General features: G+C 51.3%; 27 protein-coding genes. 13 read left to right on the top strand and 14 right to left on the bottom strand.

Annotation, left to right across the window (positions count from 1 at the left end; genetic code table 11):
• Positions 1-121: 121 nt before the first annotated feature.
• Complete coding sequence (gene purL / locus IOQ59_RS04435; RefSeq protein ID WP_193952053.1) at positions 122-4,024, bottom strand: phosphoribosylformylglycinamidine synthase; 3,903 nt, start codon at positions 4,022-4,024, stop codon at positions 122-124.
• Between the two features lie 109 nt (positions 4,025-4,133).
• Here purL and mltF point away from each other — a divergent pair, with 109 nt between their 5' ends.
• Positions 4,134-5,606 (top strand): membrane-bound lytic murein transglycosylase MltF, encoded by a 1,473-nt coding sequence (gene mltF / locus IOQ59_RS04430; protein WP_193952052.1) that lies wholly within the window; start codon positions 4,134-4,136, stop codon positions 5,604-5,606.
• 8 nt (positions 5,607-5,614) lie between these two features.
• Here mltF and tadA read toward each other — a convergent pair whose 3' ends face one another.
• The 3 genes from tadA to guaB form a co-directional block, all read right to left on the bottom strand.
• A complete protein-coding gene (gene tadA, locus IOQ59_RS04425) occupies positions 5,615-6,139 on the bottom strand; it encodes a tRNA adenosine(34) deaminase TadA (RefSeq protein WP_193952051.1) in 525 nt (174 codons plus the stop codon).
• 125 nt (positions 6,140-6,264) lie between these two features.
• A complete protein-coding gene (gene guaA, locus IOQ59_RS04420) occupies positions 6,265-7,845 on the bottom strand; it encodes a glutamine-hydrolyzing GMP synthase (protein WP_193952050.1) in 1,581 nt (526 codons plus the stop codon).
• 77 nt (positions 7,846-7,922) lie between these two features.
• Entirely contained in the window at positions 7,923-9,392 is a 1,470-nt protein-coding gene (gene guaB / locus IOQ59_RS04415) for an IMP dehydrogenase (protein WP_193952049.1), read from the bottom strand.
• A 201-nt stretch (positions 9,393-9,593) separates the two neighbouring features.
• Here guaB and xseA point away from each other — a divergent pair, with 201 nt between their 5' ends.
• From xseA to IOQ59_RS04395, 4 genes are all read left to right on the top strand, one after another.
• Positions 9,594-10,946, top strand: a complete 1,353-nt coding sequence (xseA, locus tag IOQ59_RS04410) for an exodeoxyribonuclease VII large subunit (protein ID WP_228050681.1) — start codon at positions 9,594-9,596, stop codon at positions 10,944-10,946.
• On the top strand, positions 10,946-11,788 hold the full coding sequence (locus IOQ59_RS04405; RefSeq protein ID WP_193952047.1) for a peptidoglycan DD-metalloendopeptidase family protein: 843 nt from the start codon (positions 10,946-10,948) through the stop codon (positions 11,786-11,788). The genes xseA and IOQ59_RS04405 overlap by 1 nt, the downstream gene beginning before the upstream one ends.
• Before the next feature lie 45 nt (positions 11,789-11,833).
• Positions 11,834-12,460 (top strand): BamJ family beta-barrel-assembly machinery protein, encoded by a 627-nt coding sequence (gene bamJ, locus IOQ59_RS04400; protein ID WP_193952046.1) that lies wholly within the window; start codon positions 11,834-11,836, stop codon positions 12,458-12,460.
• Between the two features lie 82 nt (positions 12,461-12,542).
• A complete protein-coding gene (locus IOQ59_RS04395; protein WP_193952045.1) occupies positions 12,543-13,304 on the top strand; it encodes an alpha/beta fold hydrolase in 762 nt (253 codons plus the stop codon).
• A gap of 48 nt (positions 13,305-13,352) precedes the next feature.
• Here the strand turns inward: IOQ59_RS04395 and IOQ59_RS04390 are convergent, their stop codons facing one another.
• The 7 genes from IOQ59_RS04390 to bioB all read right to left on the bottom strand — a co-directional run bounded on the left by IOQ59_RS04390 (position 13,353) and on the right by bioB (position 19,107).
• Positions 13,353-14,180 carry a putative metalloprotease CJM1_0395 family protein gene (locus tag IOQ59_RS04390; RefSeq protein WP_193952044.1) on the bottom strand — a complete coding sequence of 276 codons (828 nt, stop codon included), beginning with the start codon at positions 14,178-14,180 and terminating at the stop codon, positions 13,353-13,355.
• Positions 14,181-14,189: 9 nt separating this feature from the next.
• The gene (locus IOQ59_RS04385) at positions 14,190-14,438 is read right to left on the bottom strand and encodes a hypothetical protein (protein WP_193952043.1); all 249 of its coding nucleotides are present in this window, start codon (positions 14,436-14,438) and stop codon (positions 14,190-14,192) included.
• A 118-nt stretch (positions 14,439-14,556) separates the two neighbouring features.
• Positions 14,557-15,246: a dethiobiotin synthase gene (gene bioD, locus IOQ59_RS04380; protein WP_193952042.1), complete on the bottom strand. Its 690-nt coding sequence runs from the start codon at positions 15,244-15,246 to the stop codon at positions 14,557-14,559.
• 11 nt (positions 15,247-15,257) lie between these two features.
• Entirely contained in the window at positions 15,258-16,055 is a 798-nt protein-coding gene (gene bioC / locus IOQ59_RS04375; protein ID WP_193952041.1) for a malonyl-ACP O-methyltransferase BioC, read from the bottom strand.
• On the bottom strand, positions 16,052-16,825 hold the full coding sequence (bioH, locus tag IOQ59_RS04370) for a pimeloyl-ACP methyl ester esterase BioH (protein WP_193952040.1): 774 nt from the start codon (positions 16,823-16,825) through the stop codon (positions 16,052-16,054). The genes bioC and bioH overlap by 4 nt, the downstream gene beginning before the upstream one ends.
• Positions 16,818-17,984, bottom strand: coding sequence for an 8-amino-7-oxononanoate synthase (gene bioF / locus IOQ59_RS04365; protein ID WP_193952039.1), 1,167 nt, complete (start codon positions 17,982-17,984; stop codon positions 16,818-16,820). Before bioF ends, bioH begins: the two co-directional genes overlap by 8 nt.
• 79 nt (positions 17,985-18,063) lie before the next feature.
• A complete protein-coding gene (bioB, locus tag IOQ59_RS04360) occupies positions 18,064-19,107 on the bottom strand; it encodes a biotin synthase BioB (protein WP_193952038.1) in 1,044 nt (347 codons plus the stop codon).
• A gap of 101 nt (positions 19,108-19,208) precedes the next feature.
• Here bioB and IOQ59_RS04355 point away from each other — a divergent pair, with 101 nt between their 5' ends.
• Positions 19,209-19,895, top strand: coding sequence for a ComFC family protein (locus tag IOQ59_RS04355; RefSeq protein ID WP_193952037.1), 687 nt, complete (start codon positions 19,209-19,211; stop codon positions 19,893-19,895).
• A 6-nt stretch (positions 19,896-19,901) separates the two neighbouring features.
• Here the strand turns inward: IOQ59_RS04355 and IOQ59_RS04350 are convergent, their stop codons facing one another.
• Both IOQ59_RS04350 and IOQ59_RS04345 read right to left on the bottom strand, forming a co-directional pair.
• Complete coding sequence (locus tag IOQ59_RS04350) at positions 19,902-20,153, bottom strand: hypothetical protein (protein ID WP_193952036.1); 252 nt, start codon at positions 20,151-20,153, stop codon at positions 19,902-19,904.
• Between the two features lie 21 nt (positions 20,154-20,174).
• Positions 20,175-20,648, bottom strand: coding sequence for an NYN domain-containing protein (locus IOQ59_RS04345; protein WP_193952035.1), 474 nt, complete (start codon positions 20,646-20,648; stop codon positions 20,175-20,177).
• A 254-nt stretch (positions 20,649-20,902) separates the two neighbouring features.
• Between IOQ59_RS04345 and IOQ59_RS04340 the strand changes: the two genes are divergently transcribed.
• The 7 genes from IOQ59_RS04340 to IOQ59_RS04310 all read left to right on the top strand — a co-directional run bounded on the left by IOQ59_RS04340 (position 20,903) and on the right by IOQ59_RS04310 (position 26,095).
• The gene (locus IOQ59_RS04340) at positions 20,903-21,502 is read left to right on the top strand and encodes an LOG family protein (RefSeq protein WP_193952034.1); all 600 of its coding nucleotides are present in this window, start codon (positions 20,903-20,905) and stop codon (positions 21,500-21,502) included.
• A gap of 31 nt (positions 21,503-21,533) precedes the next feature.
• Positions 21,534-22,277, top strand: coding sequence for a sporulation protein (locus tag IOQ59_RS04335; protein ID WP_193952033.1), 744 nt, complete (start codon positions 21,534-21,536; stop codon positions 22,275-22,277).
• Between the two features lie 107 nt (positions 22,278-22,384).
• Entirely contained in the window at positions 22,385-23,137 is a 753-nt protein-coding gene (locus IOQ59_RS04330) for a sulfite exporter TauE/SafE family protein (protein WP_193952032.1), read from the top strand.
• 45 nt (positions 23,138-23,182) lie between these two features.
• Complete coding sequence (locus IOQ59_RS04325) at positions 23,183-23,479, top strand: hypothetical protein (RefSeq protein WP_193952031.1); 297 nt, start codon at positions 23,183-23,185, stop codon at positions 23,477-23,479.
• Entirely contained in the window at positions 23,476-24,204 is a 729-nt protein-coding gene (tsaA, locus tag IOQ59_RS04320) for a tRNA (N6-threonylcarbamoyladenosine(37)-N6)-methyltransferase TrmO (RefSeq protein WP_228050679.1), read from the top strand. Before IOQ59_RS04325 ends, tsaA begins: the two co-directional genes overlap by 4 nt.
• A gap of 164 nt (positions 24,205-24,368) precedes the next feature.
• Entirely contained in the window at positions 24,369-25,628 is a 1,260-nt protein-coding gene (locus tag IOQ59_RS04315) for a diguanylate cyclase domain-containing protein (RefSeq protein ID WP_193952030.1), read from the top strand.
• A 98-nt stretch (positions 25,629-25,726) separates the two neighbouring features.
• Complete coding sequence (locus IOQ59_RS04310; RefSeq protein WP_193952029.1) at positions 25,727-26,095, top strand: hypothetical protein; 369 nt, start codon at positions 25,727-25,729, stop codon at positions 26,093-26,095.
• 95 nt (positions 26,096-26,190) lie between these two features.
• On the opposite strand, the gene IOQ59_RS04305 is transcribed toward IOQ59_RS04310, so the two are convergent.
• Entirely contained in the window at positions 26,191-26,811 is a 621-nt protein-coding gene (locus tag IOQ59_RS04305) for an HvfX family Cu-binding RiPP maturation protein (protein ID WP_193952028.1), read from the bottom strand.
• Positions 26,812-26,828: the final 17 nt, after the last annotated feature.

Below are 26,828 nucleotides of genomic sequence, written 5' to 3'. Positions count from 1 at the left end.
GCCGCTTTAGAACCCTCTCTTTGGATCTTTCAGAGTCGTTTCAGACGTATTTATACGTTCCTGAACACATACAAAAAAGGCGACCCTAAGGCCGCCTTTTCAGACATTAGACGTCAAGCGATCAATCGACCCAAACGCGGGCATTGCGGAACATACGCATCCACGCGCCATCCTCATCCCAGTGATCCGGAGCCCAGGAATTCTGCAGAGCACGGAATACACGCTCAGGATGCGGCATCATTATAGTGACACGACCATCTTCAGTCGTAACACCGCTGATACCTTCTGGAGAACCATTCGGGTTGGCCGGATAAGTTGCAGCCACCTTGCCATAGTTATCCACATAGCGCAGCGCAACAGAACCACTGCCCTGCAGGTTAGCCAGATGGGTTTCATCAGCAAACTCCGCACGACCTTCGCCATGGGCAACTGCGATCGGCATACGAGAACCCTGCATTCCCTGAAGGAAGATAGAGTTACTTTCCTGCACTTCAACCATCGCCACACGCGCTTCAAATTGCTCAGACACGTTACGCACGAAATGTGGCCACAGGTCAGTTCCCGGGATCAATTCGTGCAAGTTGGATAGCATCTGACAACCATTACAGATACCCAACGCAAAGGTATCTTCACGTGTAAAGAATGATTGGAACTGATCACGGGCACGCGTATTGAACAAGATGGATTTAGCCCACCCTTCACCTGCACCTAATACGTCACCGTAAGAGAAGCCGCCACAAGCAACCAATCCTTTGAACTCATCCAATGTGCGACGACCTTCCAGGACATCACTCATATGAACGTCAACAGCATCGAAACCTGCACGATCAAACGCTGCAGCCATCTCAATCTGACCGTTCACACCCTGCTCTCGCAGAATGGCCATCTGTGGACGAGAACCTGTCTGAATATAAGGCGCAGCCACATCTTCATTAATATCGAAGGTAAGCTCTGCATGCAGACCTGGATTGGCAACATCCAGCAGGGTATCAAATTCCTGCTCAGCACATTCAGAGTTATCACGCATCGCCTGAATACGATAAGAGGTCTCTGCCCACCAGCGCTGCAACTGCACGCGGCTCTCAGCGTAGATCTCTTCATCATCAAAGTGAATACAGATCTGATCATCGTCGTTGAGCGAGCCAATCACTTTCGCAATATCACCCAGACCGGCAGCATTCAGTTCGGTCAACACCTCTTCGGTGTTATCACGCTTAACCTGAATCACCGCACCCAACTCCTCGGAGTAAAGTGCTGCCGCAAACTCGCTGCTGTCGGCGGCCAGCATATCGAGGTTCAGATCAACACCCGCACGACCGGCAAAAGCCATCTCAGCAACAGTTGCAAACAAACCACCATCCGCACGGTCATGGTATGCCAGCAACAGATCCTGTGCATTCAGCTCCTGAACTGCAGCAAAGAACGCAGCCAGCTGTTCTGGATTTTCAACGTCAGCGACATCCTGACCGACCTGATTGTAAACCTGTGCCAGCGCCGACAAACCCAGACGATTCTGACCGTTACCCAGATCCAGCAGGATCAGGTCAGTTTCACCCAGATCAGTACGTAGCTGTGGTGTCAGTGTTTTACGTGCATCGGTCACCGGCGCAAAACCGGTAATAACCAGAGACATCGGCGCCGTCACAGATTTGTCTTCGCCGTTATCATTCCAGACAGTGCGCATAGACATGGAATCTTTACCGACCGGAATCGTAATGCCCAGCTGAGGACACAGTTCCATACCCACCGCCTTAACGGTGTCGTAAAGTTTTTCATCTTCACCCGGATGACCTGCTGCACACATCCAGTTTGCAGACAACTTAATGTCAGCAATCTCAGCAATCTTCGCAGACGCCAGGTTAGTGATCGTCTCACCAATCGCCATACGACCAGATGCAGGAGAGTCAACCAAAGCCAACGGGGTACGCTCACCCATCGCCATCGCTTCACCGGCATAGGTATCGTAGGAAGAGGTCGTCACCGCGCAGTTTGCCACAGGCACCTGCCAAGGTCCGACCATCTGGTCACGCGCAACCGTACCCGTAATAGAACGGTCACCGATGGTAATCAGGAAGGATTTAGACGCAACCGCTGGCAACTTCATCACACGCTCAGCAGCGTCTTTCAGATCAATTGCGGTCGCATCAAATGCCGGTACATCATATTCAATACGATCAACAGCACGGTGCATCTTCGGCGGCTTACCAAACAGTACGCTCATCGGCAGATCAACCGGCTTGTTCTCGAAGTGAGTATCACCCAGGGTCAGATGATGCTCTTCAGTGGCATCACCCACAATCGCATATGGGCAACGCTCGCGCTGACAGATCGCCTCAAAACGCGCCAGATCTTTTGGCTCAACCGCCATAACGTAACGCTCCTGCGCTTCGTTACACCAAATCGCCAATGGAGACATGCCCGGCTCATCGTTATTTACATTGCGCAGATTAAAGTTACCGCCGCGCTCACCGTCTTTTACCAGCTCAGGAAATGCATTGGACAAACCACCCGCACCTACGTCATGGATAAATGCGATCGGGTTTTCATCACCCTGCTGCCAGCACTGGTCGATTACTTCCTGACAACGGCGTTCCATTTCCGGGTTATCACGCTGCACCGATGCGAAATCCAGATCAGCTGAAGAGGTGCCTGAAGACATGGAGGATGCCGCACCGCCGCCCAGACCGATCTGCATCGCAGGACCACCCAGACAGATCAGCTTCGCGCCAACCGGGATTTCACCCTTTTCAACATGATCAGCTCGAATGTTACCCAAACCACCGGCAATCATAATCGGCTTGTGATAACCGCGAACTTCTTCACCAGCAGCACCGTTTACTTTCTGCTCAAACGTACGGAAGTAACCGGTCAACGCTGGACGACCAAATTCGTTGTTAAACGCAGCACCACCGATTGGACCTTCAATCATGATGTCCAGTGCGCTAACGATACGATCTGGTTTACCGTAGTTAGATTCCCAAGGCTGTTCGAAGCCAGGAATGTTCAAATCAGATACCGTGAAGCCTGTCAGACCGGCTTTGGGCTTGGAGCCTTTACCTGTTGCACCTTCGTCACGAATCTCACCACCCGAACCTGTAGCAGCACCGGAATGAGGCGCAATCGCTGTTGGATGGTTATGCGTTTCCACCTTCATCAGAATGTGGATATCTTCTTGGTTGTAACCGTACTGCTTCGATTCCGGGTTAGGGAAGAAACGGCCCGCTTTAGCACCGACGATAACAGATGCATTATCTTTATAAGCGGACAGTACGTTTTCACCACCAAGCTCATTGGTGTTCTTGATCATAGCGAACAGGGATTTCTCCTGTGCTTCCCCATCGATATCCCAAGACGCATTAAAAATCTTGTGGCGGCAATGCTCCGAGTTTGCCTGCGCAAACATCATCAGCTCGACATCAGTTGGGTTTCGACCCAGATCCTTAAAGCTATCAACCAGATAGTCGATCTCATCTTCAGCCAGCGCCAGACCTAAGGCAGTATTCGCCGTCACCAACGCATCACGACCACCGGCAAGAATATCCACAGTGGTCAAAGGAGCAGGGGATTCTTCAATAAAAAGCGTTGCAGCTGCATCAACATCCTGCAGAACGGCTTCCACCATACGGTCGTGAAGTTCGGCGATAGTTGCATCCAATGCGGCTTGATCCAGATCGCCGGATGCCTGAATATAATATGCCACGCCGCGCTCGAGACGTTTCACCTTGCTCAGGCCACAGTTATTCGCTATATCTGTTGCCTTAGAAGACCATGGTGAAATAGTGCCCGGACGGGGAACAACCAGAAACAACTGACCGACAGGTTCTTCAACGTCGGCTTTTGGTCCGTAACGTAGGATACGGTCCAATACCTGTTGTTCGTCTGCTGAGAGATCTTGCTCCAGATCTGCAAAGTGCATGAATTCACTGTACAGTGCAGTGATCGCAGGGACTTTGGACTGAAGAGCAGACAGCAGCTTTTCGTGACGGAAAGCAGAAAGAGCAGGTGCTCCACGCAATGCTAGCATGTTTTTTACAAGCCTCTTAAAAGGTTGTCGGGCAGGCCGTGGTTACAGGAGAAAATCAGGCAGTAATTTTACCTGAAACACCCTATGGGATACCAGAAATAGCGCGCTTATGTTGTTTGATCTTAAACGCAAGAAGGATGTAGTGCATGTAATCGGGATTATGATCCTGCTGATCACCCCTGCCATCCTTAGCTACAACAGTAAAACCGAGCTTCAGGCCATCCGAGAATCCGGCAGCCTGAAATTCGTGACGCGCAATACACCGAGCACCTACTTTCTCGAAAAAGGCGACCCTGCCGGTTTCGAATATGAGTTAGCCCAAGCCTTCGCCAGCTTCATCAAAGTTGAGCTTGAGGTTGTACTCGCTCCCACGTTCAGCGAAATATTCACCATTATTAAGAATCGTGATGCGCATCTGGCCGGTGCCAATCTCACAGTGACACCACAACGTTTGGAACAGTTTGCCTTTGCCCCACCTTATCTACAGACCAGTTCTGCATTGATCTACCGGATTACGCAAGGCCGACCAGCACCTAAAACCCTTGATGACCTTAAAGAACGGACGTTAGTGGTTCCTGCTAACAGCAGCCACATTGAGGCCCTGCTAGCATTAAAAGCGGATAATCCTGATCTAACCTGGACGGAAAGCCCTGATAGCTCCACAATCGATCTACTGGAGCAGGTGCACACACGCAGTATTGATTTCACTGTCATGGATACCGTGACTTACGAATCGCACAGTTCATATTTCCCGGGCGTCAACAAAAGCATCCCTCTGACTGAACCTCAACCCCTCGCCTGGATGTACTCACCACACCCGGACAACTCATTAAAGCTGGCACTTGAGCGTTTCTTCCAGAAACCAGAAACCGAACAGTTGATTGAAAGACTGAAGGTAAAATACCTCCAGCGAGAAAACCGGCTCAATTTCTTCGATACCGTGACCTTTCGAAAACAAATGGAAGAACGCTTCCCCCTGCTGGAACCCTATTTCCACGATGCGGAAGCTGAAACCGGAATCGACTGGCAACTGCTATCAGCTATTGCTTATCAGGAATCACACTGGAACAGCAAGGCGGTATCCCCAACCGGGGTACGCGGAGTCATGATGTTGACCAAGGCTACGGCTAAGGAAGTCGGCGTGACCGATCGTATCGATGCAGAACAAAGCATACGTGGCGGTGCCCGCTACTTTCAGAAAGTCATTAAGAAGATCCCGGAACGGGTAAGGCAGGAAGACAAAATTTGGTTTGCCCTAGCCAGTTACAACGTAGGATTCGGTCATCTCGAAGACGCACGAATTCTGACACAGCGTGCTGGTAAAGACCCCAACCGATGGGACCACGTGCGCGAGTTCTTACCACTGCTCACCAAACCCCGCTACTATAAAACCGTGAAACGTGGTTACGCCCGCGGTTACGAACCGGTCATTTATGTTAAGAACATCCAGCGCTACCTGGAACTGATTCGGTGGGAGGTTCAGCTACGCCAGATGCGAGAAGCACAACACCTGACACCTCAGGAAATGACCGAAAGCGAAAAGAAACTAAACAATCTCAAGACACCGCCCCTGGCGCTCTGATTGAGCTCTTAGCCCTCGTCCGGTGATAGTGACTTTCTGGCGGCTTGCTTAGCAGCTTTCTTCTCTGCACGACGCTGCTTAAAGAACAAACTAATCCGCTCACTGCACTGATCTGCTAACACCCCAGCGGTTACCTCAACCCGATGATTCATCCACGGCTGCTCCAGCAACCGCCCGTTACTTTCAACGACACCAGATTTAGGCTCTGACGCGCCATAAACAACTCGCCTCACACGTGCATGCACCATCGCACCCGCACACATAGTGCAAGGCTCGATCGTGACATAGAGATCCGCCTCCACTAACCGGTAATTACCCACTTTATGCGCAGCATCTCTCAAAGCTAACACTTCAGCATGGGCCGTTGGATCATGACTGCTAATAGGCTGATTCCAGCCCTCACCAATCACCTGATTATCCAGCACAACCACGGCCCCCACGGGCACCTCACCCGCATCGGCAGCGCGCTCTGCCAACGCCAACGCACACTGCATCCAGTGATTATCTTGCTGTGCCTGCATCTCATCAGTCATGGAATAACAACCCGCTCCTATCTGCTTTGCTCTTCACTCGCATACAACCGCTCCGAACCCCATATTCTACGCAATAAAAAACCCGCAATAGCGGGCTTTTTATTATGGCAAATAATCAGTCGTGATTATTCCCACTCAATCGTCGCAGGTGGCTTAGAGCTAACATCGTAAGTCACACGAGAGACATGAGGGATCTCATTGATGATGCGCCCTGATACCGTTTCCAGCAATTCGTATGGCAGATGCGCCCAGCGAGCGGTCATGAAATCGATCGTCTCAACTGCACGCAATGCAACCACGTACTCGTAACGACGACCGTCACCCACCACACCAACAGACTTAACCGGCAGGAATACCGCAAATGCCTGACTGGTCTTGTGGTACCAATCCGCCTTGTGTAGCTCTTCGATAAAAATCGCATCAGCTTCACGCAGGATATCCGCATATTCTTTCTTCACTTCACCCAGAATACGCACACCCAGACCCGGACCCGGGAACGGATGACGGTACACCATATCGTATGGCAGACCCAGTTCCAGACCCAGTTTACGAACTTCATCCTTAAACAACTCGCGGAGAGGCTCAACCAGCTCCATCGCCATGTCATCAGGCAAACCACCCACATTGTGGTGTGATTTGATTACGTGCGCTTTGCCGGTTTTGGATGCAGCAGACTCAATCACGTCTGGGTAGATAGTACCTTGCGCCAGGAAGGGCACATCCTGCAGCTTAGTCGCTTCTTCATCGAATACTTCAATGAAGGTATTACCGATAATTTTACGTTTTTTCTCTGGATCGCTTTCACCACCCAGACGCCCCAGAAACAGCTCTTCAGAGTCGGAACGGATAACACGTACGCCCATGTTCTTCTCGAACATGTCCATTACCTGATCACCTTCGTGCTTACGCAACAAACCGTTATCGACAAACACACAGGTCAGCTGATCACCAATTGCTTTGTGCAACAGCGCAGCAACAACCGAAGAATCCACACCACCGGACAGTCCCAGCAGAACTTTCTGATCTCCAACCTGATTACGTACTTTTTCAATCTGGTCAGTAATGATGTTTGCTGGATTCCACAACGCTTCAGTGCCACAGATCTCTAGAACAAAACGTTCCAGAATACGACCACCCTGTTTGGTATGCGTCACTTCCGGGTGGAACTGCACACCGTAGAAGTTCTTCTCTGGGTGGCACATCGCAGCAATTGGCGCAGAATCAGTAGACGCGATAATACCAAAGCCTTCAGGCAGCTCGGTAACCTTGTCACCGTGGCTCATCCACACATCCAACAGCAGGGAGCCGTTGTTCGCTAAGTGATCTTCGATCCCTTCCAGCAAACGACTTGGGCTATCTTCCAAGCGTACCTTCGCATAACCAAACTCACGCTTTTCAGAGGTTTCAACTTTACCGCCCATCTGTGCGGCCATCGTCTGCATGCCGTAGCAAATACCCAGAACAGGAACACCCAGCTCAAATACCACATCCGGTGCACGTGGTGATTCACCTTCTGTTACAGACTCAGGTCCACCCGCCAGAATAATCCCTTTTGGATTAAAATCACGAATAGCCTGATCATCCAGGTCCCAGGCGTAAATCTCACAATAAACACCAATCTCTCGTACACGACGTGCAATCAGCTGCGTGTACTGGGAACCGAAATCCAGAATCAGAATGCGTTGAGCATGAATATCTTGTGTCATCTACTGTCACTCCAGTGGAGGATCTGAAACGAAAATGGGGCGGTTCACACCACCCCATTCGTCATAATGAATAAAAATTAACCGACGCGGTAGTTTGGCGCTTCTTTAGTGATGCTCACGTCATGGACGTGGCTCTCAGCCATACCAGCGTTAGTGATTCGTACAAACTGTGGCACAGAGCGCATTACGTCAATGCTTGCACTGCCGGTGTAACCCATGGAAGCACGCACACCGCCCATCAGCTGGTGCACAACACCGGCCATCGGACCTTTACAAGGTACACGACCTTCAATGCCTTCCGGTACCAGCTTCTCTACGCCTGCATTTGCGTCCTGGAAATAACGATCGGAAGAACCCGTTGTCTGACCCATTGCACCCAGCGAACCCATACCACGGTAGGATTTGAAGGCACGCCCCTGGAACAGTTCAACTTCGCCCGGCGCTTCATCAGTACCCGCCAGCATGGAGCCCACCATCACGGCAGAAGCACCTGCAACGATCGCTTTTGCCAGATCGCCAGAGAAACGAATACCGCCGTCTGCAATAGCTGGGATACCGTATTTTTCCAGTGCAGCAGAAACATTAGCAACAGCACTGATCTGCGGCACACCTACACCTGCAACGATACGTGTTGTACAGATAGAACCAGGACCGATGCCCACTTTCACACCATCAGCACCCGCTTCAGCCAGCGCAATGGCCGCTTCAGCTGTCGCAATGTTGCCACCAATGACCTGTACCTGAGGGAAAGTTTGCTTAACCCAAGCGACACGATCAATTACACCTTTGGAGTGGCCATGTGCAGTATCAACAATAATGACATCAACACCGGCATTCACCAGCGCTTCAACGCGCTCAGGTGTTTCAGGGCCCGTACCCACAGCCGCGCCAACAATCAGGCGAGCCTGACCATCTTTGGCCGCATTTGGATACGCCTTAGCTTTGTTCATATCCTTCACGGTCATCATGCCGCAAAGTTTAAAGTCTTCGTCAACGACCAGGATCTTTTCAATGCGGTGCTTACGCAGCAGGTTGCGGACTTTATCTTTATCCACACCTTCTTCAACCGTCACCAGACGCTCTTTTGGAGTCATAATTGACGCCACTGTTGCATCCAGATGATTTTCGAAGCGCATATCACGGCTGGTCACCAGACCCACCAGCTCGCCATTATCGATCACAGGGAAACCAGAGAATCCCATCTGAGCGGCCAGCTTATGAAGCTCACCTACCGTCATATCGGAAGAACAGGTCACAGGATCGTTCACGACACCTGCTTCATACTTCTTCACACGACGAACTTCTTCTGCCTGCTGTTCAATGGTCAGGTTCTTATGGATGATACCAATACCACCCTCCTGAGCCATCGCAATCGCCAGACGAGATTCGGTCACTGTATCCATCGCCGCAGATACCAGCGGGATATTCAGTTCGATACCCTTAGTCAAACGGGTTTTAAGGGAAACGTCTTTGGGCAATACTTCTGAGTAGCCCGGAACCAGCAACACATCGTCAAAAGTAAGTGCGTCTTCAGCGATTCGCAACATTCGCAGCCAACCTGTATTTCGTTGAAAAAATTAAGAGCGGAATTATACAGCCATTAGACTTTTTGCTCAATCCATCCAACGCAATATGCAACGATAAATTCATATCCCAATATGACTCAAACTCAAGTACCGAAAGATAAAGCACTTATTCCCCCCTCAAGGCGATTCAGCCAACCCTGAACTTGGTTTAAGATGAGCGCCATGTATAGCGATAATCAAAACACCACGCGGGCGATTTCAGTCACCGAGCTGAACAAACAGGCACGCTCCCTACTTGAACGCTCCTTCCTGATGATCAGCGTGGAAGGCGAACTCTCCAACTTTGTTCGCCCCAGCTCTGGCCACTGGTATTTCACATTAAAAGACAGCAAGGCCCAGGTTCGCTGCGCCATGTTCAAAAACCGTAGCCACTTCTTGAAGTATCAACCCAAGAACGGCGACCGGGTGATTGTCCGCGCTAAAGTCAGCCTTTATGAAGGTCGCGGTGACTATCAGCTGATCTGTGACTATATGGAGGAAAGCGGGTCAGGCAAATTACAGCAGGCTTATGAAGAGTTAAAAGCACGCCTGCATCACGAAGGCCTGTTTGATAGTCAGCGCAAACAACCACTACCCGACCACCCCTCTCATATTGGCATTATCACCTCGCCTACGGGCGCCGCTGTGCACGATGCCCTGACCGTTCTGGAGCGGCGCTTTCCCGGATTACCGGTCACGCTGTACCCGACCGCTGTACAAGGTGAAGACGCCACCGCGCAAATTGTACGGGCGATTGCACTTGCCAACAGGCACAACGCATGTGATGTGTTAATCGTCGGACGGGGCGGTGGATCGCTGGAAGATCTCTGGGCCTTTAACGAAGAACCGGTGGCCCGTGCCGTGTTTAATAGCCAGATTCCAGTGATCAGCGCAGTGGGACACGAAGTGGATGTCGTCATTACCGATTTTGTTGCTGATGTCCGTGCGCCCACTCCCTCAGCCGCCGCCGAGATGGTGAGTCCGGACCAGCGCAACCTGCAACTGCGTCTGAACCAGTCACGCCAGCGCTTATCGCTGCAACTGCAACGCCAGCTGCGAACAAAACAAGAACGCCTTCATGCACTGCGTGCCCGCCTGCGCCATCCGGGTGATCAGCTAAGGCAGCAATCACAGCGACTGGATGATCTGGAACAGCGAATGCAACGCGCGATACAACAACGCCTGCATCAACGCAGAAACAGGCTGGATCAGCTGCAGCAGCGCCTGAACAATCAACAGCCTAACCAACAGATAAGCCGTTATCGCCAGCAGGTGCAGCAGTCCTATCAACACCTGCAACAGCTTCTACAGACTCGACTGCTACAAGCTCGCATGGAATTAAAGGGACAAGCCGGTCGCTTGCATGCGGTCAGCCCTCTGGCCACCCTGGATCGAGGCTATGCCATTGTTCACGACACGCAAGGAAAAGTCATACACGATAGTCAACAGGTCCAGGTCGGGGACCGCATAGAGACCCGTTTACAACAAGGCCGCCTGCAATGCACCGTCGACGATATTATTACGGAGAATAACTGATGCGTTTGATGAAACCACTCGTGACTACATCCCTGGCACTGATCCTCAGCACCGCCCTTTATGCGGGTGATCTACCCAAAGAATCGCGGGTGCCGGGCGGAATCGCCGTGGTGCCATTGTCCGGTATTGTTTCCGCCTCAGCACCAAAAGCCGATTTTCGCGGAAATCGCGTGATGGTCGTCAGTGCCACAGGGACTGCCTACGAAAATCAGACGCGTTGGCTGGCCGTTGTTGGCATCCCACTCAAAGCAAAGTCAGCACAGAAGCTGGTCATTTCAGCCGGTGGGGAGAAGTATCCGTTTACGATCGAGGATAAAGAGTACAAAGCGCAGTATTTAACCATCAAAAACAAGAAACACGTGAATCCTGATCCGGAGCAGGTCAAACGCTGGCGACGGGAAAAAGCAGAGATGGTCGGCGCGTTCAAACACTGGGATCCTATTGCTCAACCTCCGGTCACATTTGCCCTGCCCGCAAAAGGTCCATTCAGCAGCCCTTTTGGCCTGAAGCGCTTTTTTAACAAACAACCCCGCAATCCTCACAGTGGATTGGATATCGCAGCCCCACTCGGCGCACCGATTACGGCACCCGCCTCAGGCACGGTGCTCACCACCGGCAATTACTTTTTTAATGGCAATACGGTCATCATGGACCACGGACAGGGTTTGACCACCATGTACTGCCATATGAGCCGTATCGACGTAAAACCGGGCGATAAACTCAAGACTGGTGACACCCTTGGCCTGATCGGAAAGACCGGCCGCGTTACCGGACCACATCTTCATTGGAGCGTAAGCTTGAATAATGTGCGCGTCGACCCAATATTATTTCTCAACAACTAATCAGGCCGACGCACCGCCGGTCTTAACATCTCTGGAACAGACAACATGTCCGAACTGAAACTGGAAACAACCGAACAGAAAGCGAGCTACGGCATCGGTCGTCAGATGGGCGATCAGCTGGCAAGCAACAGCTTTGAAGGCGTAGACCTGAATGCACTCTCCGCAGGTATCCGCGATTCTTTTAACGGCGAAGCGATGGCGATCGAAGTCAGCGAAATTCAGGCTGCTTTTGACGTTATCAACCAGCGTCTGCAGGAAGAACAGCAGAAGCAGGCAGAACAGTTCGTAAAAGCGGGTGAAGAGTTCCTGGCAGACAATGCTAAACGTGAAGGTGTTGTCACTCTGGAATCCGGCCTGCAGTACGAAATCGTTGAAGCGGGTGAAGCAGATGGCGAAAAACCTGTTGCCAGCTCCAAAGTTCGCACACATTACCACGGCACATTCATCGACGGTAAAGTCTTTGATAGCTCCTACGACCGCGGTCAGCCAGCTGAATTCCCTGTAGGCGGCGTTATCGCTGGCTGGACTGAAGCATTGCAGCTGATGACCAAAGGCTCTAAATGGCGTTTGTATGTCCCTTACAACCTGGCATACGGTGCTCAGGGTTCCCCAGGCGGCATCCCTCCATACTCTGCACTGGTATTTGACGTAGAGCTGCTGGAAATCCTGTAAGCCGCTTCACGTTTGCCAGCCGGTCATCTTACCGGCTGGCACCTCCCCTCTCTTAACACTCTTCATCCGGAGATACCTCCCTGTGAAACTATTCCACCAGATCTATGGCAACGGTGAACCGCTGATCATCATGCATGGCCTGTTTGGTACCTATGAAAACTGGGGTACGCAGATCAAAGCACTGTCAGAACATTTTCAGGTGGTCGCAGTGGATATGCGCAACCATGGTCGCTCTTGCCATGACCCAATCATGGATTACCCATCCATGGCCGCGGATATTGTTGAGTTGATGGATGATCTGGGTATAGAGAGCGCCCATATTCTGGGGCACTCGATGGGGGGGAAAGCCGCTATGCAGCTGGCGCTGAATTATCCTGACCGTATCCGCAAGTTAATCGTCGTGGATATCGCTCCGGTTGAATACAGCCCACATCATCAGGATGTCTTTGCAGGGTTGTATGCGATCCAACTGGATCAGCTAAAGTCACGCAGCGAAGCGGACAAACAACTGGCTCAACACGTGGCCGAACCCGGGGTCCGTGCATTTCTGCTGAAAAACCTCTACCGCAACACTGAAAAGCAGTTTGACTGGCGCATGAATCTGGATGTACTGCATGATCAGTACGACACGATTGGTGCCGCACCGCAAGGCTCTCCATTTCAGGGAAAAACCCTGTTTATCAAAGGCGGGGAATCCAACTACATCCTGCCAGAACACAAAGATCAGGTGCTTAGCCTGTTTCCGAATACAGGCTACAAACTCATGCAGGGGGCAGGCCACTGGCCACATGCCGAGAAGCCGTCTATTTTCGGAAAAATTGTTCTAGGATTTTTAGAGAACTAAGAAGCTCTAATTCTCTTGGGGGAAAACGGGAAAGTGAAAACCGCCCGCTTAGACCTGCTGTTCGATCAGACTGCCTTCTGGAAAGACCTTACTAAACACACCTGTCTCGACTAAACGCCGCTCCATCTCCAACTGGATGCTATCCAACGTCTTCACACCGTTGTGCGCTGTTTGCTCTGATACATTATTTTCATCGGTTACAGCGCTGACTGCAGCATCACGGGATGCGCGGTTGGGTGACATACCTGGTTCAGGTTGACCACCCTCTTTCTCTGCATCCGCTTTATCGGCGTCATCCTGCTTTTGAGCGTCTTCTTCTAACGATAAACTGGCAAGCGCCTCTGTCAGCAAGGCTTGCGCTTTCGCTGCGACCTGACGGTCTTGTGTTGAAGGCTCTACCGGTGCCAAAGCCGCCGCAATCACCGTACGCATTTTCTCTATTGTCGCTTGGGGATCGTTCGCCACCGCCGAGGTATCAACACTCACCTCACCTCCCGTAGCGTACATACGGCCATCCGGCCCCCGAGTATATTCCAGCGACGGTGCACCCGTATGCTGACCACCCACAGACGCATGCGCCTGCTCGTGCTGCCGGACTTCCCGATCACGGGCTTCCAGCTCCTGAACAACTTTGAGCTGTTCGTCAGTTAGCTGTGTAACAGAACCGTTTGCGGATTGCCCCTGATCCTTTTCTGAGCCATCAGCTTTACGCCCAGCAGTCGATTCAGACACAGACTTAGCGGCGCTTTCAAGGTTAGTCGATGAGTTACCGGGTGAGGCAGTTTTATCGGGCTGAATAGCACGGTCACCCGCAGGCGTAACTGCGGGTGAAGATAAAAGTGGTGGGGTTAACGCGCCAGCCGAAGACAATTCCATCTGATAGACTCAGACGTGAATATTGATGTTACCGCCCACAGTTTCAGAGGTCGGTGTAACAACTTTAGTGGTTGCCGCTTCCGCTTCCTGCACAGTGGTATCTTTTACCGCACTGACACTGGCTGGTTCACGTCCGGTTGCTTCCTCGGCATGGTCTGATTTTCCGCTGCCATGCAGATCTCCGGATGCCTTAGCGACATTATCCATGGTTCTGTTTTGTCCGATTACGCCGGATTGCAGTGCATTGGTGACGTTCATAGGACCTCCTCTCAACCTTCCTTCATACTCTGCAGCACGTTCATCAACGGATGAAATCACTACAAATAGTCATACTTCCAGAAAGGAGTGTAGACCAGAATCAGAATCTGGTCACTAATTAGCCAGAAAACAGCCGATCAATATCAATAAATTCGGCAATGTTGTCCGGTGTTGGTTCTGTGACATGAGGGATCTCTGCCAACATGGGAGCACGCAGCATATTAGCGATAGTGTCACGATTTTCCTCGTAACACTCCATATCAGCATCGACGCGATTGGCGATCCACCCCGCCAACGGGATACCGTCACGCGAGATGCTTTCTGCGCTCATCAATGCATGATTGATACAGCCCAGTTTCATTCCCACCACCAGAATGACCGGAACCTGCAATGACTTAGGGATCTGCGCCATAGTTTCACGGTAGCTCAGCGGAACACGCCAGCCCCCCGCACCCTCCACCAGCACCAGATCAGCGGGTTGCATCATCGCGCCACGACAGTACGCCGCAATACGGTCCCCAGACATCATACGACCTTCTCGCATGGCCGCGATATGCGGTGCAATCGCAGGCGCAAACGCAATGGGGTTCACCTGGTCGTAACTCAGCTTTACACTGGCGGTTTCCTGCAGCAGCACCGCATCAGAGTTGCGTAAACCCTCCGGGGTATCTTCACAGCCAGCTGCCACAGGTTTCAGACCAATCGTCCGTTTGCCTGCTTTATTGGCCGCCGCCAGTAAACCGGCGGTTACGATGGTTTTACCTGCATCGGTATCCGTGCCGGTAATAAAAAAGCTTCTCTTCGCCATATTCGTTTCGCTTAATTTGTCTGACGTTTACTGAAAACGCCGTAATACACTTGGTAAGTGGCAGGCAGGTATCCTTCCGCATGCCGCTGCGCTTCATAGGCTTCGCTAAACGCTCTGACCCGTGCCCGCCCCGTCAAACCAGAAGGCTGACCGGCATTCATATTGTGAGCACCGATGCCTTTTAACTCATTGGTCAGATCACGTAAGCGGGCATACCGGCAGACGCGAAATTCAGTTTCGATGGTATCGATATGCAGCATTTCAGGCACGTCCGCTTTCATCTCAGACCAGTCGATAAACTGATTAACATGGATCAGATCATCTACCTGAGCCCACGCCCTACGCAGCTCATGCAGTGTGTCCGGACCCAGTGTACTGAACACAAAACGGCCACCGGGTTTTAACACTCGGCAGATTTCTGAGAAGAGACGATCGGTCTGCTCACACCACTGAATCGCCAGGCTGGTAAAGATCAGGTCAACAGAATTATCCGCCAGCGGCAGCGCTTCTGCATCGCCACATAACCACACGGTATCATCAACCGGACGCTGCTCGCGGGAGAAATTAAGCATCCCCTCCGCCAGATCCAGACTGATCATAAACGCCTGTGGATAACGTTGTTTGAGGCGTGGAGTGAAATACCCTGTGCCACTGCCCAGATCCATCACCACTTCCGGCTGGGTGTCAGGCAAGCGCGTCAGCAGTTCATGCCCTACATCCCGTTGCAGTTCCGCAACGGAATCATAAGAGCTGGCAGCACGACTGAAAGAATCAGCGACGCGCTTTTTATCAAAAGCCGAGGGACTCATGCAGACACGCTCGCCAAGAAACAGATGACCTCATCGCTCCACATCTTGGAATGGGAGATAAATGGCAGGTGACCGGCACCGTCATAAACGGTCGTTTTCACGCCGTCGTTGATGTGCGCGCACGCTTCAGCAGCAGCAACCGGAACCAACAGATCCTTATCGCCAAACTGCATCAGCACAGGTTGTTTCACATCGATCAGAGAAGCACGTGCATCAGTCTCTAACAAAGTCAGCGCAGACGCCAATGCAGCAGGCGCATCGTCTTTGACCCGTTGTTTGAGCAGTTTCAGGGTCTCTCGACCGGCGTCTGCCCCTTGAGTTTGCAACATAATAAAGCGGGTCAGCGTCTTCGTCGGATTATCGTTCAGCGCATCTTTAAAGCCGGTATAAGTATCGGTCGCCATCGCTGGCAGCCAATCGTTTCGAGCAACAAAACATGGGTTAGACGCCACCGTGATCAACGCCGAAATACGTGCCGGTGCTTTAGCCGCAGCCGCAACAGCAAGCTGGCCACCCAAGGACCAACCCAGCCAATGGGCCCGTTCTGGCGCCGCATCCAACAACGCATCAACCGCAGCATCAAACGTAAACTCAGGTTCCAATGCAGGCGATTTTCCCAGCCCAGGCAGATCAATCAATGTCAGCCTGAAATGCGGCTCCAGCAACGGTACAACCGTTTGCCAGACAGAGGAGCTCATTCCCCAGCCATGCAGTAAGACCAGATCAGGCTTTGACGGATTTCCACAGGTTTCCGTGTACAGTTTAATCACGTTTCTGACTCACTTTTTCAAGTACATCCAGCAAGCGTGTCACCTGCGCTTCGGTATGGGTTGCACTGAACGTCACACGCAGCCGGGCACTGCCCTGCGGTACAGTCGGTGGACGAATTGCACCGATAAAAATGCCTTCAGCTTCAATCGCGGCACTCATGCGCATCGCTTCAGCGGAATCCCCAACCATAATCGGCTGTATCGGTGTCGGTGAATCCATCAATTCCAACCCCAGTTGCTCACAACCGTCACGGAACTGATTGATCAGTGCAGCCAGTTTATCCCGACGCCACTCTTCGTCGCGCAGGATCTTCAGGCTCGCCAGTGTCGCCATCGCTACGGCTGGCGGCATACTGGTGGTGTAAATATAGGTCCGTGCGTGCTGTACCAAGGTTTCGATCAGCTCTTCGCTACCGGCAACAAAGGCCCCAGCCGTGCCGAAGGCTTTACCCAAGGTACCGACTAACACCTGAACGTCATCTTGCCCGAGATCAAAATGCTCAACACAGCCCCGACCACCTTTGCCGACACAGCCGAAGCCATGCGCATCATCCACCATCACCCAGGCATTCTGGGCTTTAGCGCTTTTACACAACTCAGGCAGATCGGCAATATCTCCGTCCATACTGAATACGCCGTCGGTGACAACCAACTTACGACGGGCATCACTGCGCTCAAGACGCTGGGTCAGGCTTTGTGCATCGTTATGCAGGTAACGCTGAAAACGAGCCCCGCTCAGCAGTCCCGCATCCAGCAACGAGGCGTGGTTGATACGATCTTCAAATACCGCATCACGCTTATCCAGCAAGGCATTCACTGCGCCGAGGTTAGCCATGTAACCCGTGGAAAACAGCAGCGCACGCGGACGCCCCGTAAATTCGGCCAGCGCTTCTTCCAACTCATGGTGTGCCAGACTATGACCGTTCACCAGATGAGACGCGCCGCCCCCCACACCGTACTGATCAGCGCCCTGTTTCAGCGCCTGAATAACATCCGGGTGGTTGGCCAGACCAAGATAGTCGTTAGAGCAGAACGCCAGATAACGCTTGCCGTCCACCTGTACTTCAGGGGCCTGAGGGCTTTCCAGCATACGTCGCTGACGATAAAGGGATTGGGATTTACGGGCGGTCAGTTCATCCCGTAACTGATCAAATGACATAAGCAGATCCGATCAACAGAGGAAGGTGCGCAGGCTCTCTCATTAAAGGAGAACCTGCGTAAATATGATCAGGAGGTGATCAGGCTTCGTAGAAGTGTGAGCTGTCCTGCTGCTTCTGCAGATCTTTCATAATCACCTGCTGCTGTGTTTCGTCGTTCTCAGAGATACGCTGTTCCGGGTTAATGCCCAGACGCTTAAACAGCTGAAGGTCACGATGTGTTTCAGGGTTTGGCGTGGTCAGCAGACACTCACCGTAAAAGATGGAGTTCGCACCAGCCATAAACGCCATCGCCTGCATTTCATCGCTCATCGCTTCACGGCCTGCAGACAAACGTACGTGAGACGCTGGCATCATGATACGTGCAACAGCGATAGTACGCAGGAAGTCCAGATTGTCCAGATCATCGGCATTTTCCAGCGGCGTACCTGCAACCTTCACCAACATATTGATAGGCACACTTTCCGGCGGTACCGGCATATTAGCCAACTGACGCAACAAACCGATGCGGTCGGTCGCTGTTTCACCCATACCCAGAATACCGCCACTGCAGATTTTCATACCGGATTCACGCACGTTGTGCAGGGTATCCAGACGATCCTGATAGGTACGGGTGGTGATAATCTTGTCGTAAAACTCAGGTGAGGTATCCAGATTGTGGTTGTAATAATCCAGACCCGCATCAGCTAGCTGCTCAGCTTTATCTTCATCCAGCATGCCCAGTGTCATGCAGGTTTCCAGCCCCAGAGCCTTCACCTGCTTCACCATATCAACAACATACGGCATATCTTTATCGGCAGGATGTTTCCAGGCAGCGCCCATACAGAAACGGGTAGAACCGGTCTCTTTCGCTTTACGCGCCTTCTCCAACACCTTTTCCACCTGCATCAGGCGTTCTTTTTCCAGACCGGTGTTGTAGTGGCCACTCTGTGGGCAGTATTTACAATCTTCCGGGCAGGCACCGGTTTTGATCGACAACAGTGTACTCACCTGCACTTCATTGGGATCGAAGTTCTGACGGTGCACAGTTTGCGCCTGAAACATCAGGTCATTAAACGGCAGTGCAAACAGGGCACGAACCTCTTCTTCTGACCACTCATGACGGATAGGTGCTTGCTCTTGCATCGTTTCTGTTTCCCCTCGAAAATCCTTCAATATGCGGATAGAAATAGACCCGCACACTCACTATGGACTAATGATATAGGGACAGAAGGAACTGTCAACCAATGAACAAACACCAAGATAACTACAGGCTATTTTTTAGCCAGTGCGTTTTATGTAAAGGACGCACAAAACGTACTCAGGGAATATGCAGCGACTGCGTAAAGGATCTGCCATGGATCAAGCATCACTGTCCATGCTGTTTCCTGCCACAGGAACACGATCATCTCTGCCAACAGTGCTCTGCAAAGACACCCGCGTTTCAATCTGTTTCCGCGTTATTTGACTATCAGTTTCCGGTCAATCAACTGATCGCCCAGATCAAATACCACGACAAACCGGTCTACATGGCCGCATTGGCGGAGCTGATGGCAAGGCACTTATCCAATGCGCCACAGCCTGATGTGTTAATACCCGTTCCATTACACCGCAGTCGACTGCGAGAGCGGGGTTATAACCAAGCTGAAATTCTGGCAAGAGGTGTAGGCAGGCAATTAGGCATTCCAGTTAGATGCGACCTGTTGTCTAAAACCCGTGCGACCGCTCAGCAGATGTCATTGGATCGCAGTAGCCGACAGAAAAATCTGAAAGCGGCGTTTGAGTGCCGTCCTTATTCAGCTCAGCATATCGTCCTGATCGATGATGTTATGACTACAGGTACAACTGTCCGGGAGATTTGCAAGCACCTGCGTCAGTCCCCCCAACAGGTCATTGATGTCTGGGTATTGGTACGCACGGCAGAAGATCGATAGGCAACATCACTTCATCGTCACTTTGCCGCCGATCATCTTATACGCGGGCACGCCCCGGATAAGCATCTCGCGGGCAAATACCGCATCACAACCGGGACAGGTACAAGGCTCCTGCGTAAAGTCTTCGCTGATCCGCTCTTTGAAGCATTTTACCAGAGCGCCTTTGCCCCCTTTGCGGTAGCGGTACAGTTTGGTTTTGCAGCGGGCACAAAAGATATCAACGGTTTTGGTTGGGCCTTTCGGATTGGGTTTGGCCATAAGCAAGGGAGCCTTAGAAGTTTAGAGCAGCAGATCCTGATCGATCGGGTAAAAGCTCGTTGCCTCGTTGATCAGTGAGTTAGCAGTAAGTCCCGGGACGCCATAAACAATCGCATCAACGTCAAAATCCTGACGTATCTTTCTTAACAGCAGATCAAAATCACCGTCGCCAGAGAGCAGCACCACCGTATCGATCTCACGGGCCGCGTCCATTACATCAATGGTGATACCCACGTCCCAGTCACCTTTCGCTGAGCCATCGCTGCGCTGGATAAACGGTTTGAGCTTTACGTCAAAACCGATATGTTTTAGCGCAGTCTGGAACTTCTCCTGCCTACTGTCCCCCCGGTCGATCGCATAGGCCGTTGCAGAAACGATCTCCCCAGTACAACCAATGCGTTGCCACAGCTTATGGTAGTTAAACTGTCGCCCGTAAGTTTCACGGGTGGTGTAGTAGATATTTTGTACGTCAACGAAGATCGCAATCTTGTTCATGATAAGACGGTGTTGAATCCTATAATTTAGGCAGCTGTTTCCCGCCACCCCTATACAAGCAGATGACACTTCATCACCTGCGAGGTGATCTATGAGTGACGCTCATCCATCCTAATCAAAATATATGGGCTGATCCAACTAAACGCCCCCATTCACACATAAAGGAACAATGTTATTCCGGCCTGACATATCCTCCTATAGCTGAAGTCGATACTATGAACGGACGAATAGAATCGATGGATAGAGCAGTATCTATGAAAGTAGCAGTATATTGTGGATCATCGGAAGGCCCCTCAGAATCGATATATATGCAGGCGGCTTATGATCTTGGTCAGACTCTGGCAAGACAAGGGATCGAGTTGGTTTACGGAGGAGCCTCGGTTGGCCTGATGGGGGCAACTGCTGACGGCGCACTGGACGCCGGAGGCAAAGTCATCGGCGTGATGCCGGATGTTCTTGTCGACAAAGAACTGGCACACCCTCATCTGACAGAGCTGAAACAAGTGCGTGATATGCACCACCGTAAGGCGATCATGTCAGAACTTGCCGACGGATTTATTGCCATGCCCGGTGGCACCGGCACACTGGAAGAGCTATTCGAAGTTTGGTGCTGGGCGCAGCTGGGAGTTCATCACAAGCCCTGTGCACTCTATAACGTATCAGGCTTCTACAATAAGCTGCTCGAATTTATCCAACATGCAGAAAATCAGCAGTTCATCCGCGAGGAATACAGCCGTATGCTGGTTGTAGAAAACTCGGTCGATCAAATATTACAGGCATTCAAAACCTACCAGCCACCTGCAGATAAATGGCGTGATCGCAGTGTATTGAAGCCTGTGTTAGAAAACGTTTAGTGATTTAAAGATGGAATAAAGGAATTCGTAGATGTTTAAGAAATTACTGGCCAGCGTAGGGATTGGCGCCGCAAAAGTAGACACCGTGCTGGAAACCGATACGTTAATGCCCGGCCAGCCATTCAGAGCCACCATCGAGATTACGGCGGGTGATGTAGAACAGGATATCTCAGGTATCGAACTGGCCTTGGTCACCCGCGCAGAAGTCGAAACCGATGATGGTGAACACAACGAAAACATAAAACTGCAGAAATGGCTGGTACAGGAAAAAGTGACCCTGCAACCGGGCGAGACGATCTCTGTGCCATTCGAAGCAATGCTGCATCAGGAAACACCCATTACTGCACTGCACTGCAATAGCAACCGCTGCCAGGTTTGGCTGGCAACCGGTCTTGAGATCGACATGGCGCTGGATGCCAGCGACAAAGATCCACTGAACATTGTTCCGACCGACGCTATGCGGGCCTTTGTTGGCGCACTGGAAAATTGCGGCTATTACCTTAACAGTGCTGACGTTGAAAAAGGCTTCCTGCGGGGTGACGGTTTTGCATCCAGTGCCGGTGCTTATCAAGAGCTGGAATTCCGTCCACAAAGTGGCGGCTTGTTTGGTATTAAAGAGGTCGAGGTCTCCTTTGTGCCTGAATCGAACCGCACCCATGTACTGATGGAACTGGATCGCAGCTTCCGTGGCGATGGTTTTATCTCAGTCACGCTGGAACACAGCGAGCTTAGCCAGGACGCAATCGAACAGTATCTGCAACAGGTCCTGAACTAAATACCTAACTCGCTCGTTATACTAGCTATGTCACAACTCTGAACATCATAAGTGAACCAATCACTTACCGGTGTTCAGAGTTTTTTGTTTTGACTGGAACCCTTGATGTGATTGATCTCCCTCTGTTTTACCTGTTTGCCATCCCTGCTGTGTTGATTACCGGAATATCTAAAGGAGGCTTCGGGGGCGGCCTTGGGTTAATTGCGGTACCTATGATGTCATTCGCGATCTCACCCGTTCAAGCTGCCGCGATCATGTTACCCATCCTCTGTCTGATGGATATCTTCGGGGTGGTAAGATTTCGCCAGTATGCGGATTGGACCCACCTTTCCATTCTACTGCCCGCCGCACTGCTGGGTATTATCATCGGAACGTTCAGCTTTCATTACCTGAATGAAGCTCAGATCAAGCTGATGATCGGTCTGGTCGCCATGGCATTTGTGCTCAACCATCTACGCGGCAAAGGGAGTGATGAAGCTAAACCAGCCAGTGTCTGGCGTGGCGGATTCTGGGGCATTATCGGGGGCTTCACCAGCTTTGGCGTTCATGCAGGCGGCGCGCCATTAAACATCTACCTTTTACCCCTGAAACTGAACAAATCTGCCTTTGTGGGCACCACGGTGATCTTTTTTACCGCCGTAAACTACATCAAACTGGTCCCCTATTTCTGGCTCGGACAGTTCACCAGCGACACCCTGCTCACTGCACTTGTGCTGGCACCTTTGGCACCACTGGGCGTCTATCTTGGCAGTTTTCTCCACCATCGCATCGATGATCGTTGGTTCTACCGTATCTGTTACGGATTATTGACGCTGGCAGGCACTAAGCTGCTGTTTGACGGTCTGAGTGGTTTGTTATAATCGTAACCCTATTCGATTCAGAGTTCGTTTTGAGAGGCTCAAACGATGACCATTTCTTCCGATAATCTAGCCGACCGCGCCTGCCAGTTAACCCGAGAGTTCATCGGCCATGCCTGCAAGGTCCGCGATGAAAATCCTGAGTACGCACAGACGCCCGAACAAACCGCGATGATCCTGTCCCTGGAACTGTCACGTATTGGAATGAATGTCGAAGACAATCAAAAGTTGGACATTCTGGCGGGCCTGAAGAAAGGCCTGAACAGCCTGAAACTCACTGATGAAGAACGTCTGGCCATCACTGCTCAAATTAAAGGCCAGCTGTATCCGGGGAATAACGCTTGATCGAGTCCCTTAACGTGCAGCCTGTCGCGGTGGTTCGCAGTGCATTTAAAGAAAAGTTTGGCATCCCTCGTCAGCCAGGTCTGGCAAATAGCATCGTCTCAACCATTGAGCTTCTGCCCGAGTTCAGCTCGGCTGACGCAGTACGAGGTTTAGAGCAATGCAGCCATATCTGGTTGGTGTTTGTCTTCAGTGAGTGTGTGGATAAAGGCTGGAGTCCACTGGTACGCCCCCCACGTTTGGGAGGCAATAAAAAGCTGGGCGTCTTTGCAACGCGCTCACCCTTTCGTCCAAACCCTGTCGGACTTTCACCGGTGAAGTTAGAAGCCGTACGTATAGAGGGAAACAAAGTCAGTTTAGATGTCCGCGGTGCCGATCTGCTTGACGGTACACCGATACTCGATATCAAACCCTATCTACCGTATTCCGATGTGATCAGTGATGCTGAATTTTCCGTCGCGGATCAGATTAAAAAGCTGGACCTGCCCGTTGTCTATTCTGACGCTGCACTAGAAATCTGTCGTCAGTACACAGAGCGCACCGGAGAAAAGCTCGACGAACAGATCAGTGAAATTCTGAGCTGCGACCCACGTCCGGCATACAAAAAGAAAGACCCGGATCGGGTGTATGGTGTAAAACTTCACAATCTGGATATACGCTGGAAAATCACAGACAATCAGATCTATATCGAATCGATCGCTTATTTAGAGTCTTCAGCTAAGCCCTAAAGGCAGGCATGGCTTTGAGGATACCCGGAGGTAAGCACACAAGCAGTCTGTAGTGAGGATATCTGCCACCTTTACAAACGGGGTGAATCACAGTGTTATTTGCAGCTATCCGCAGAAAAGTACGAAGGAACGGCCTTCCATAATAAGAACAGGAATCAGAGTTAATGCGTATCCTTGCTGTAGATCCCAACCGCGCGTTCCACCAACTGCTGAAAAGCCAACTTCAACCGATTGGTTGTGAGTTAACAAGCTGCTCCAACGGATACGAAACACTCAAAGCACTGAATTCGAGTCAATACGACCTGATTACCCTGGCACGTTATATTCAACCGGATGACTATCTGCCCCTGCTGAAACACATCCGCTCTCTTCCCAAATATCAATTTACACCCGTCATGCTCGTCTCTTATGACTACGATTTTAATTTCGTAAAAGAGGCGGTGGGGCATGGCATTACGGATGTCCTTGATCGCCACCAGCCCGATCAACTCATTGATGGCATCATTCGTCTTTTACGCCGAACCAGCTATCAATTTGACGATAACGTACTGCTGGTAGAGGACAGTCCAACCAACGGCCAGCTTGTCACAACCATGCTGCAACAACGAGGCATGTCCGTGGAATGGCACATGACCTATTCCGGCGCGATCGATGCGCTCGAATATAAAGAGTTTGATCTGATCATTACTGATCTTCTGTTGGACGAGAAACACACGGGGCTGGAACTGCTGCACTACATTCGTCACCACACTCGAACCACAATAAGTGATCTGCCTGTCATCGCCTTAACCGGCTTTAATGATCCATCCCGTCGTCTACTGGCATTTCATTTAGGCGCTGATGACTTTGTCAGCAAACCTTTCTCGGAAGAAGAACTGCTGGTACGCATAGACCGCGTACTCTCCCGACATAAACTGGTCACTCAACTACAGAAACGGGAAGCCCAGCTGACAGAAATGGCGTTGTTCGACTCACTCACCAGTGTCTATAACCGGCATGGCCTGAGTGAACTGATGAAAAAAAGAATTAGATACTGCCACCGCCATGAAATTCCTGCGGTCATGCTACTGATCGATCTGGATCACTTTAAGGAACTCAACGATACATTCGGTCACCCGTTTGGTGATACGGTGCTGCGTAAAGTGGGTCAGACACTCAATGACATTGTGCGCGACGATGACATTGCCGGCCGCTGGGGAGGGGATGAATTTCTGGTATTTTTACCGCATTGCCAACTTGCGGGTGCAACCCAAACAGCGCGAAGAATCCGCAACCGTCTGCAACAACATAACGAGCGTATCGGATGCTCAATCGGCATCAGCCAGCTTACCCCGGAAGACACTTTAGAGTCCCTGATAGAACACGCAGATAAGGCCCTCTACAAAGCTAAAGCTCACAACAAAGGTGGTTACGCACACGCGTAAGAGATTCTCTCTTTGGGCTGGACTATCAGATAATTCATGGCAGGTTCAGCCCGTTCGGTATAGCCTTCACCTTATAGCCACCACACAGGTCACTCACTGTGAGACATCCGATCACATCTTTGCTCAGTACTTCGTTGTTAACAGCCCTACTCTCGCCAATCGCGTGGGCAGACACCCATCCTGATTTTTCAGAAACCGAGCGATGGATTGGTGATTTGTCACAACAGCTGTTAGAAAAAGGGGCCGTCAGCGGTACCTACCTGAACAACTACCTGCAATGCTTGCAGGATGAAAAGAATCTGCGTGATGACCCGGGCTCTGATCTCGAAAAGCTCTGGCAAGAGTTAATGGGCGCAAGCCACAGTTGTGCCCCGGTGATTGAAGATATGGTGGATGCGCTCAAAAAGGATGATGCACAATCCGAAATTCTGCGCCAACAACTGCAAGATCTGGAAAAAAGCCTGTAAAACGTGCTCACAGCGCTACCCCCAGATACTAAAAAAGGGCGCCGAATGGCCCCCTTTTTGTCTTTAGTTTTTGCGTGTCACATCAGTCGCGGAGGTTAAGACTCTACAGCCTGTGGACGGAATTTCTTCGCCAGCCAGTAATCAACGCTGAAGTAACGACCACCACCCACAAAGAACAAACTCAGCAGCATGATGAAATAGGTGATAGCAAACTCAATACCGTTATTCAATATCACCACCGACCCACGACCTGTCAGCCAGTTGTAGTTGCCATTTTCGCGCAGGATCTCTTTTGCCGCGTTCAGCCGATCTACGGATTCCATAACACGATCATTTGCCAACCAGCTGCTTGCATCAGCAATTGCCAACCAACCGTTTTCCCAGTGAACAGAGAATGCTGCCACCAGCATGGTGATCATCAACGGGATGGAAATCCAGCGGGTCGCAAAACCAATAATCAATGCCAGACCACCAAAGAGCTCTGTACCTGCGGCCAGCGCAGCCATCACTTCAGGCATCGGCAAACCGAGACCCCATTCCGCATTACCAAACCAGGCAACGGTATCATCGAAATGCGATAGCTTGTTGTAACCCGCCTGCATCAGAACAGGAGCCAGATATAAACGCAGTAACAGGGGTGCCAGTCCGTCCATCTGACGGGTGTAGTCCAGCACATCATGCACTTTGTTATAAGTATTTATCAGTGCGTTAGCCATGTAGTAGCTCCTTCAAT

The sequence above is a fragment of the Pontibacterium sinense genome (genome assembly GCF_015209595.1).
Lineage (GTDB): Bacteria > Pseudomonadota > Gammaproteobacteria > Pseudomonadales > Balneatricaceae > Pontibacterium > Pontibacterium sinense.
Note: the sequence above shows the minus strand (reverse complement) of the source record. Positions and strands in the feature narration are given on the sequence as shown.

Excerpts from the sequence above, each read along its gene's own strand:
- bamJ (WP_193952046.1), top strand. The coding sequence starts at position 11,834 with ATGTCCGAACTGAAACTGGAAACAACCGAACAGAAAGCGAGCTACGGC.
- bioD (WP_193952042.1), bottom strand. The coding sequence starts at position 15,246 with ATGGCGAAGAGAAGCTTTTTTATTACCGGCACGGATACCGATGCAGGT.
- IOQ59_RS04325 (WP_193952031.1), top strand. The coding sequence starts at position 23,183 with ATGACCATTTCTTCCGATAATCTAGCCGACCGCGCCTGCCAGTTAACC.
- purL (WP_193952053.1), bottom strand. The coding sequence starts at position 4,024 with ATGCTAGCATTGCGTGGAGCACCTGCTCTTTCTGCTTTCCGTCACGAA.
- IOQ59_RS04345 (WP_193952035.1), bottom strand. The coding sequence starts at position 20,648 with ATGAACAAGATTGCGATCTTCGTTGACGTACAAAATATCTACTACACC.
- tadA (WP_193952051.1), bottom strand. The coding sequence starts at position 6,139 with ATGACTGATGAGATGCAGGCACAGCAAGATAATCACTGGATGCAGTGT.
- IOQ59_RS04385 (WP_193952043.1), bottom strand. The coding sequence starts at position 14,438 with ATGAACGTCACCAATGCACTGCAATCCGGCGTAATCGGACAAAACAGA.
- guaA (WP_193952050.1), bottom strand. The coding sequence starts at position 7,845 with ATGACACAAGATATTCATGCTCAACGCATTCTGATTCTGGATTTCGGT.
- IOQ59_RS04405 (WP_193952047.1), top strand. The coding sequence starts at position 10,946 with ATGCGTTTGATGAAACCACTCGTGACTACATCCCTGGCACTGATCCTC.
- xseA (WP_228050681.1), top strand. The coding sequence starts at position 9,594 with ATGTATAGCGATAATCAAAACACCACGCGGGCGATTTCAGTCACCGAG.
- IOQ59_RS04340 (WP_193952034.1), top strand. The coding sequence starts at position 20,903 with ATGAAAGTAGCAGTATATTGTGGATCATCGGAAGGCCCCTCAGAATCG.
- bioF (WP_193952039.1), bottom strand. The coding sequence starts at position 17,984 with ATGTCATTTGATCAGTTACGGGATGAACTGACCGCCCGTAAATCCCAA.
- IOQ59_RS04335 (WP_193952033.1), top strand. The coding sequence starts at position 21,534 with ATGTTTAAGAAATTACTGGCCAGCGTAGGGATTGGCGCCGCAAAAGTA.
- IOQ59_RS04315 (WP_193952030.1), top strand. The coding sequence starts at position 24,369 with ATGCGTATCCTTGCTGTAGATCCCAACCGCGCGTTCCACCAACTGCTG.
- bioC (WP_193952041.1), bottom strand. The coding sequence starts at position 16,055 with ATGAGTCCCTCGGCTTTTGATAAAAAGCGCGTCGCTGATTCTTTCAGT.
- IOQ59_RS04305 (WP_193952028.1), bottom strand. The coding sequence starts at position 26,811 with ATGGCTAACGCACTGATAAATACTTATAACAAAGTGCATGATGTGCTG.
- IOQ59_RS04350 (WP_193952036.1), bottom strand. The coding sequence starts at position 20,153 with ATGGCCAAACCCAATCCGAAAGGCCCAACCAAAACCGTTGATATCTTT.
- IOQ59_RS04355 (WP_193952037.1), top strand. The coding sequence starts at position 19,209 with ATGAACAAACACCAAGATAACTACAGGCTATTTTTTAGCCAGTGCGTT.
- guaB (WP_193952049.1), bottom strand. The coding sequence starts at position 9,392 with ATGTTGCGAATCGCTGAAGACGCACTTACTTTTGACGATGTGTTGCTG.
- mltF (WP_193952052.1), top strand. The coding sequence starts at position 4,134 with ATGTTGTTTGATCTTAAACGCAAGAAGGATGTAGTGCATGTAATCGGG.
- IOQ59_RS04390 (WP_193952044.1), bottom strand. The coding sequence starts at position 14,180 with ATGGAATTGTCTTCGGCTGGCGCGTTAACCCCACCACTTTTATCTTCA.
- bioB (WP_193952038.1), bottom strand. The coding sequence starts at position 19,107 with ATGCAAGAGCAAGCACCTATCCGTCATGAGTGGTCAGAAGAAGAGGTT.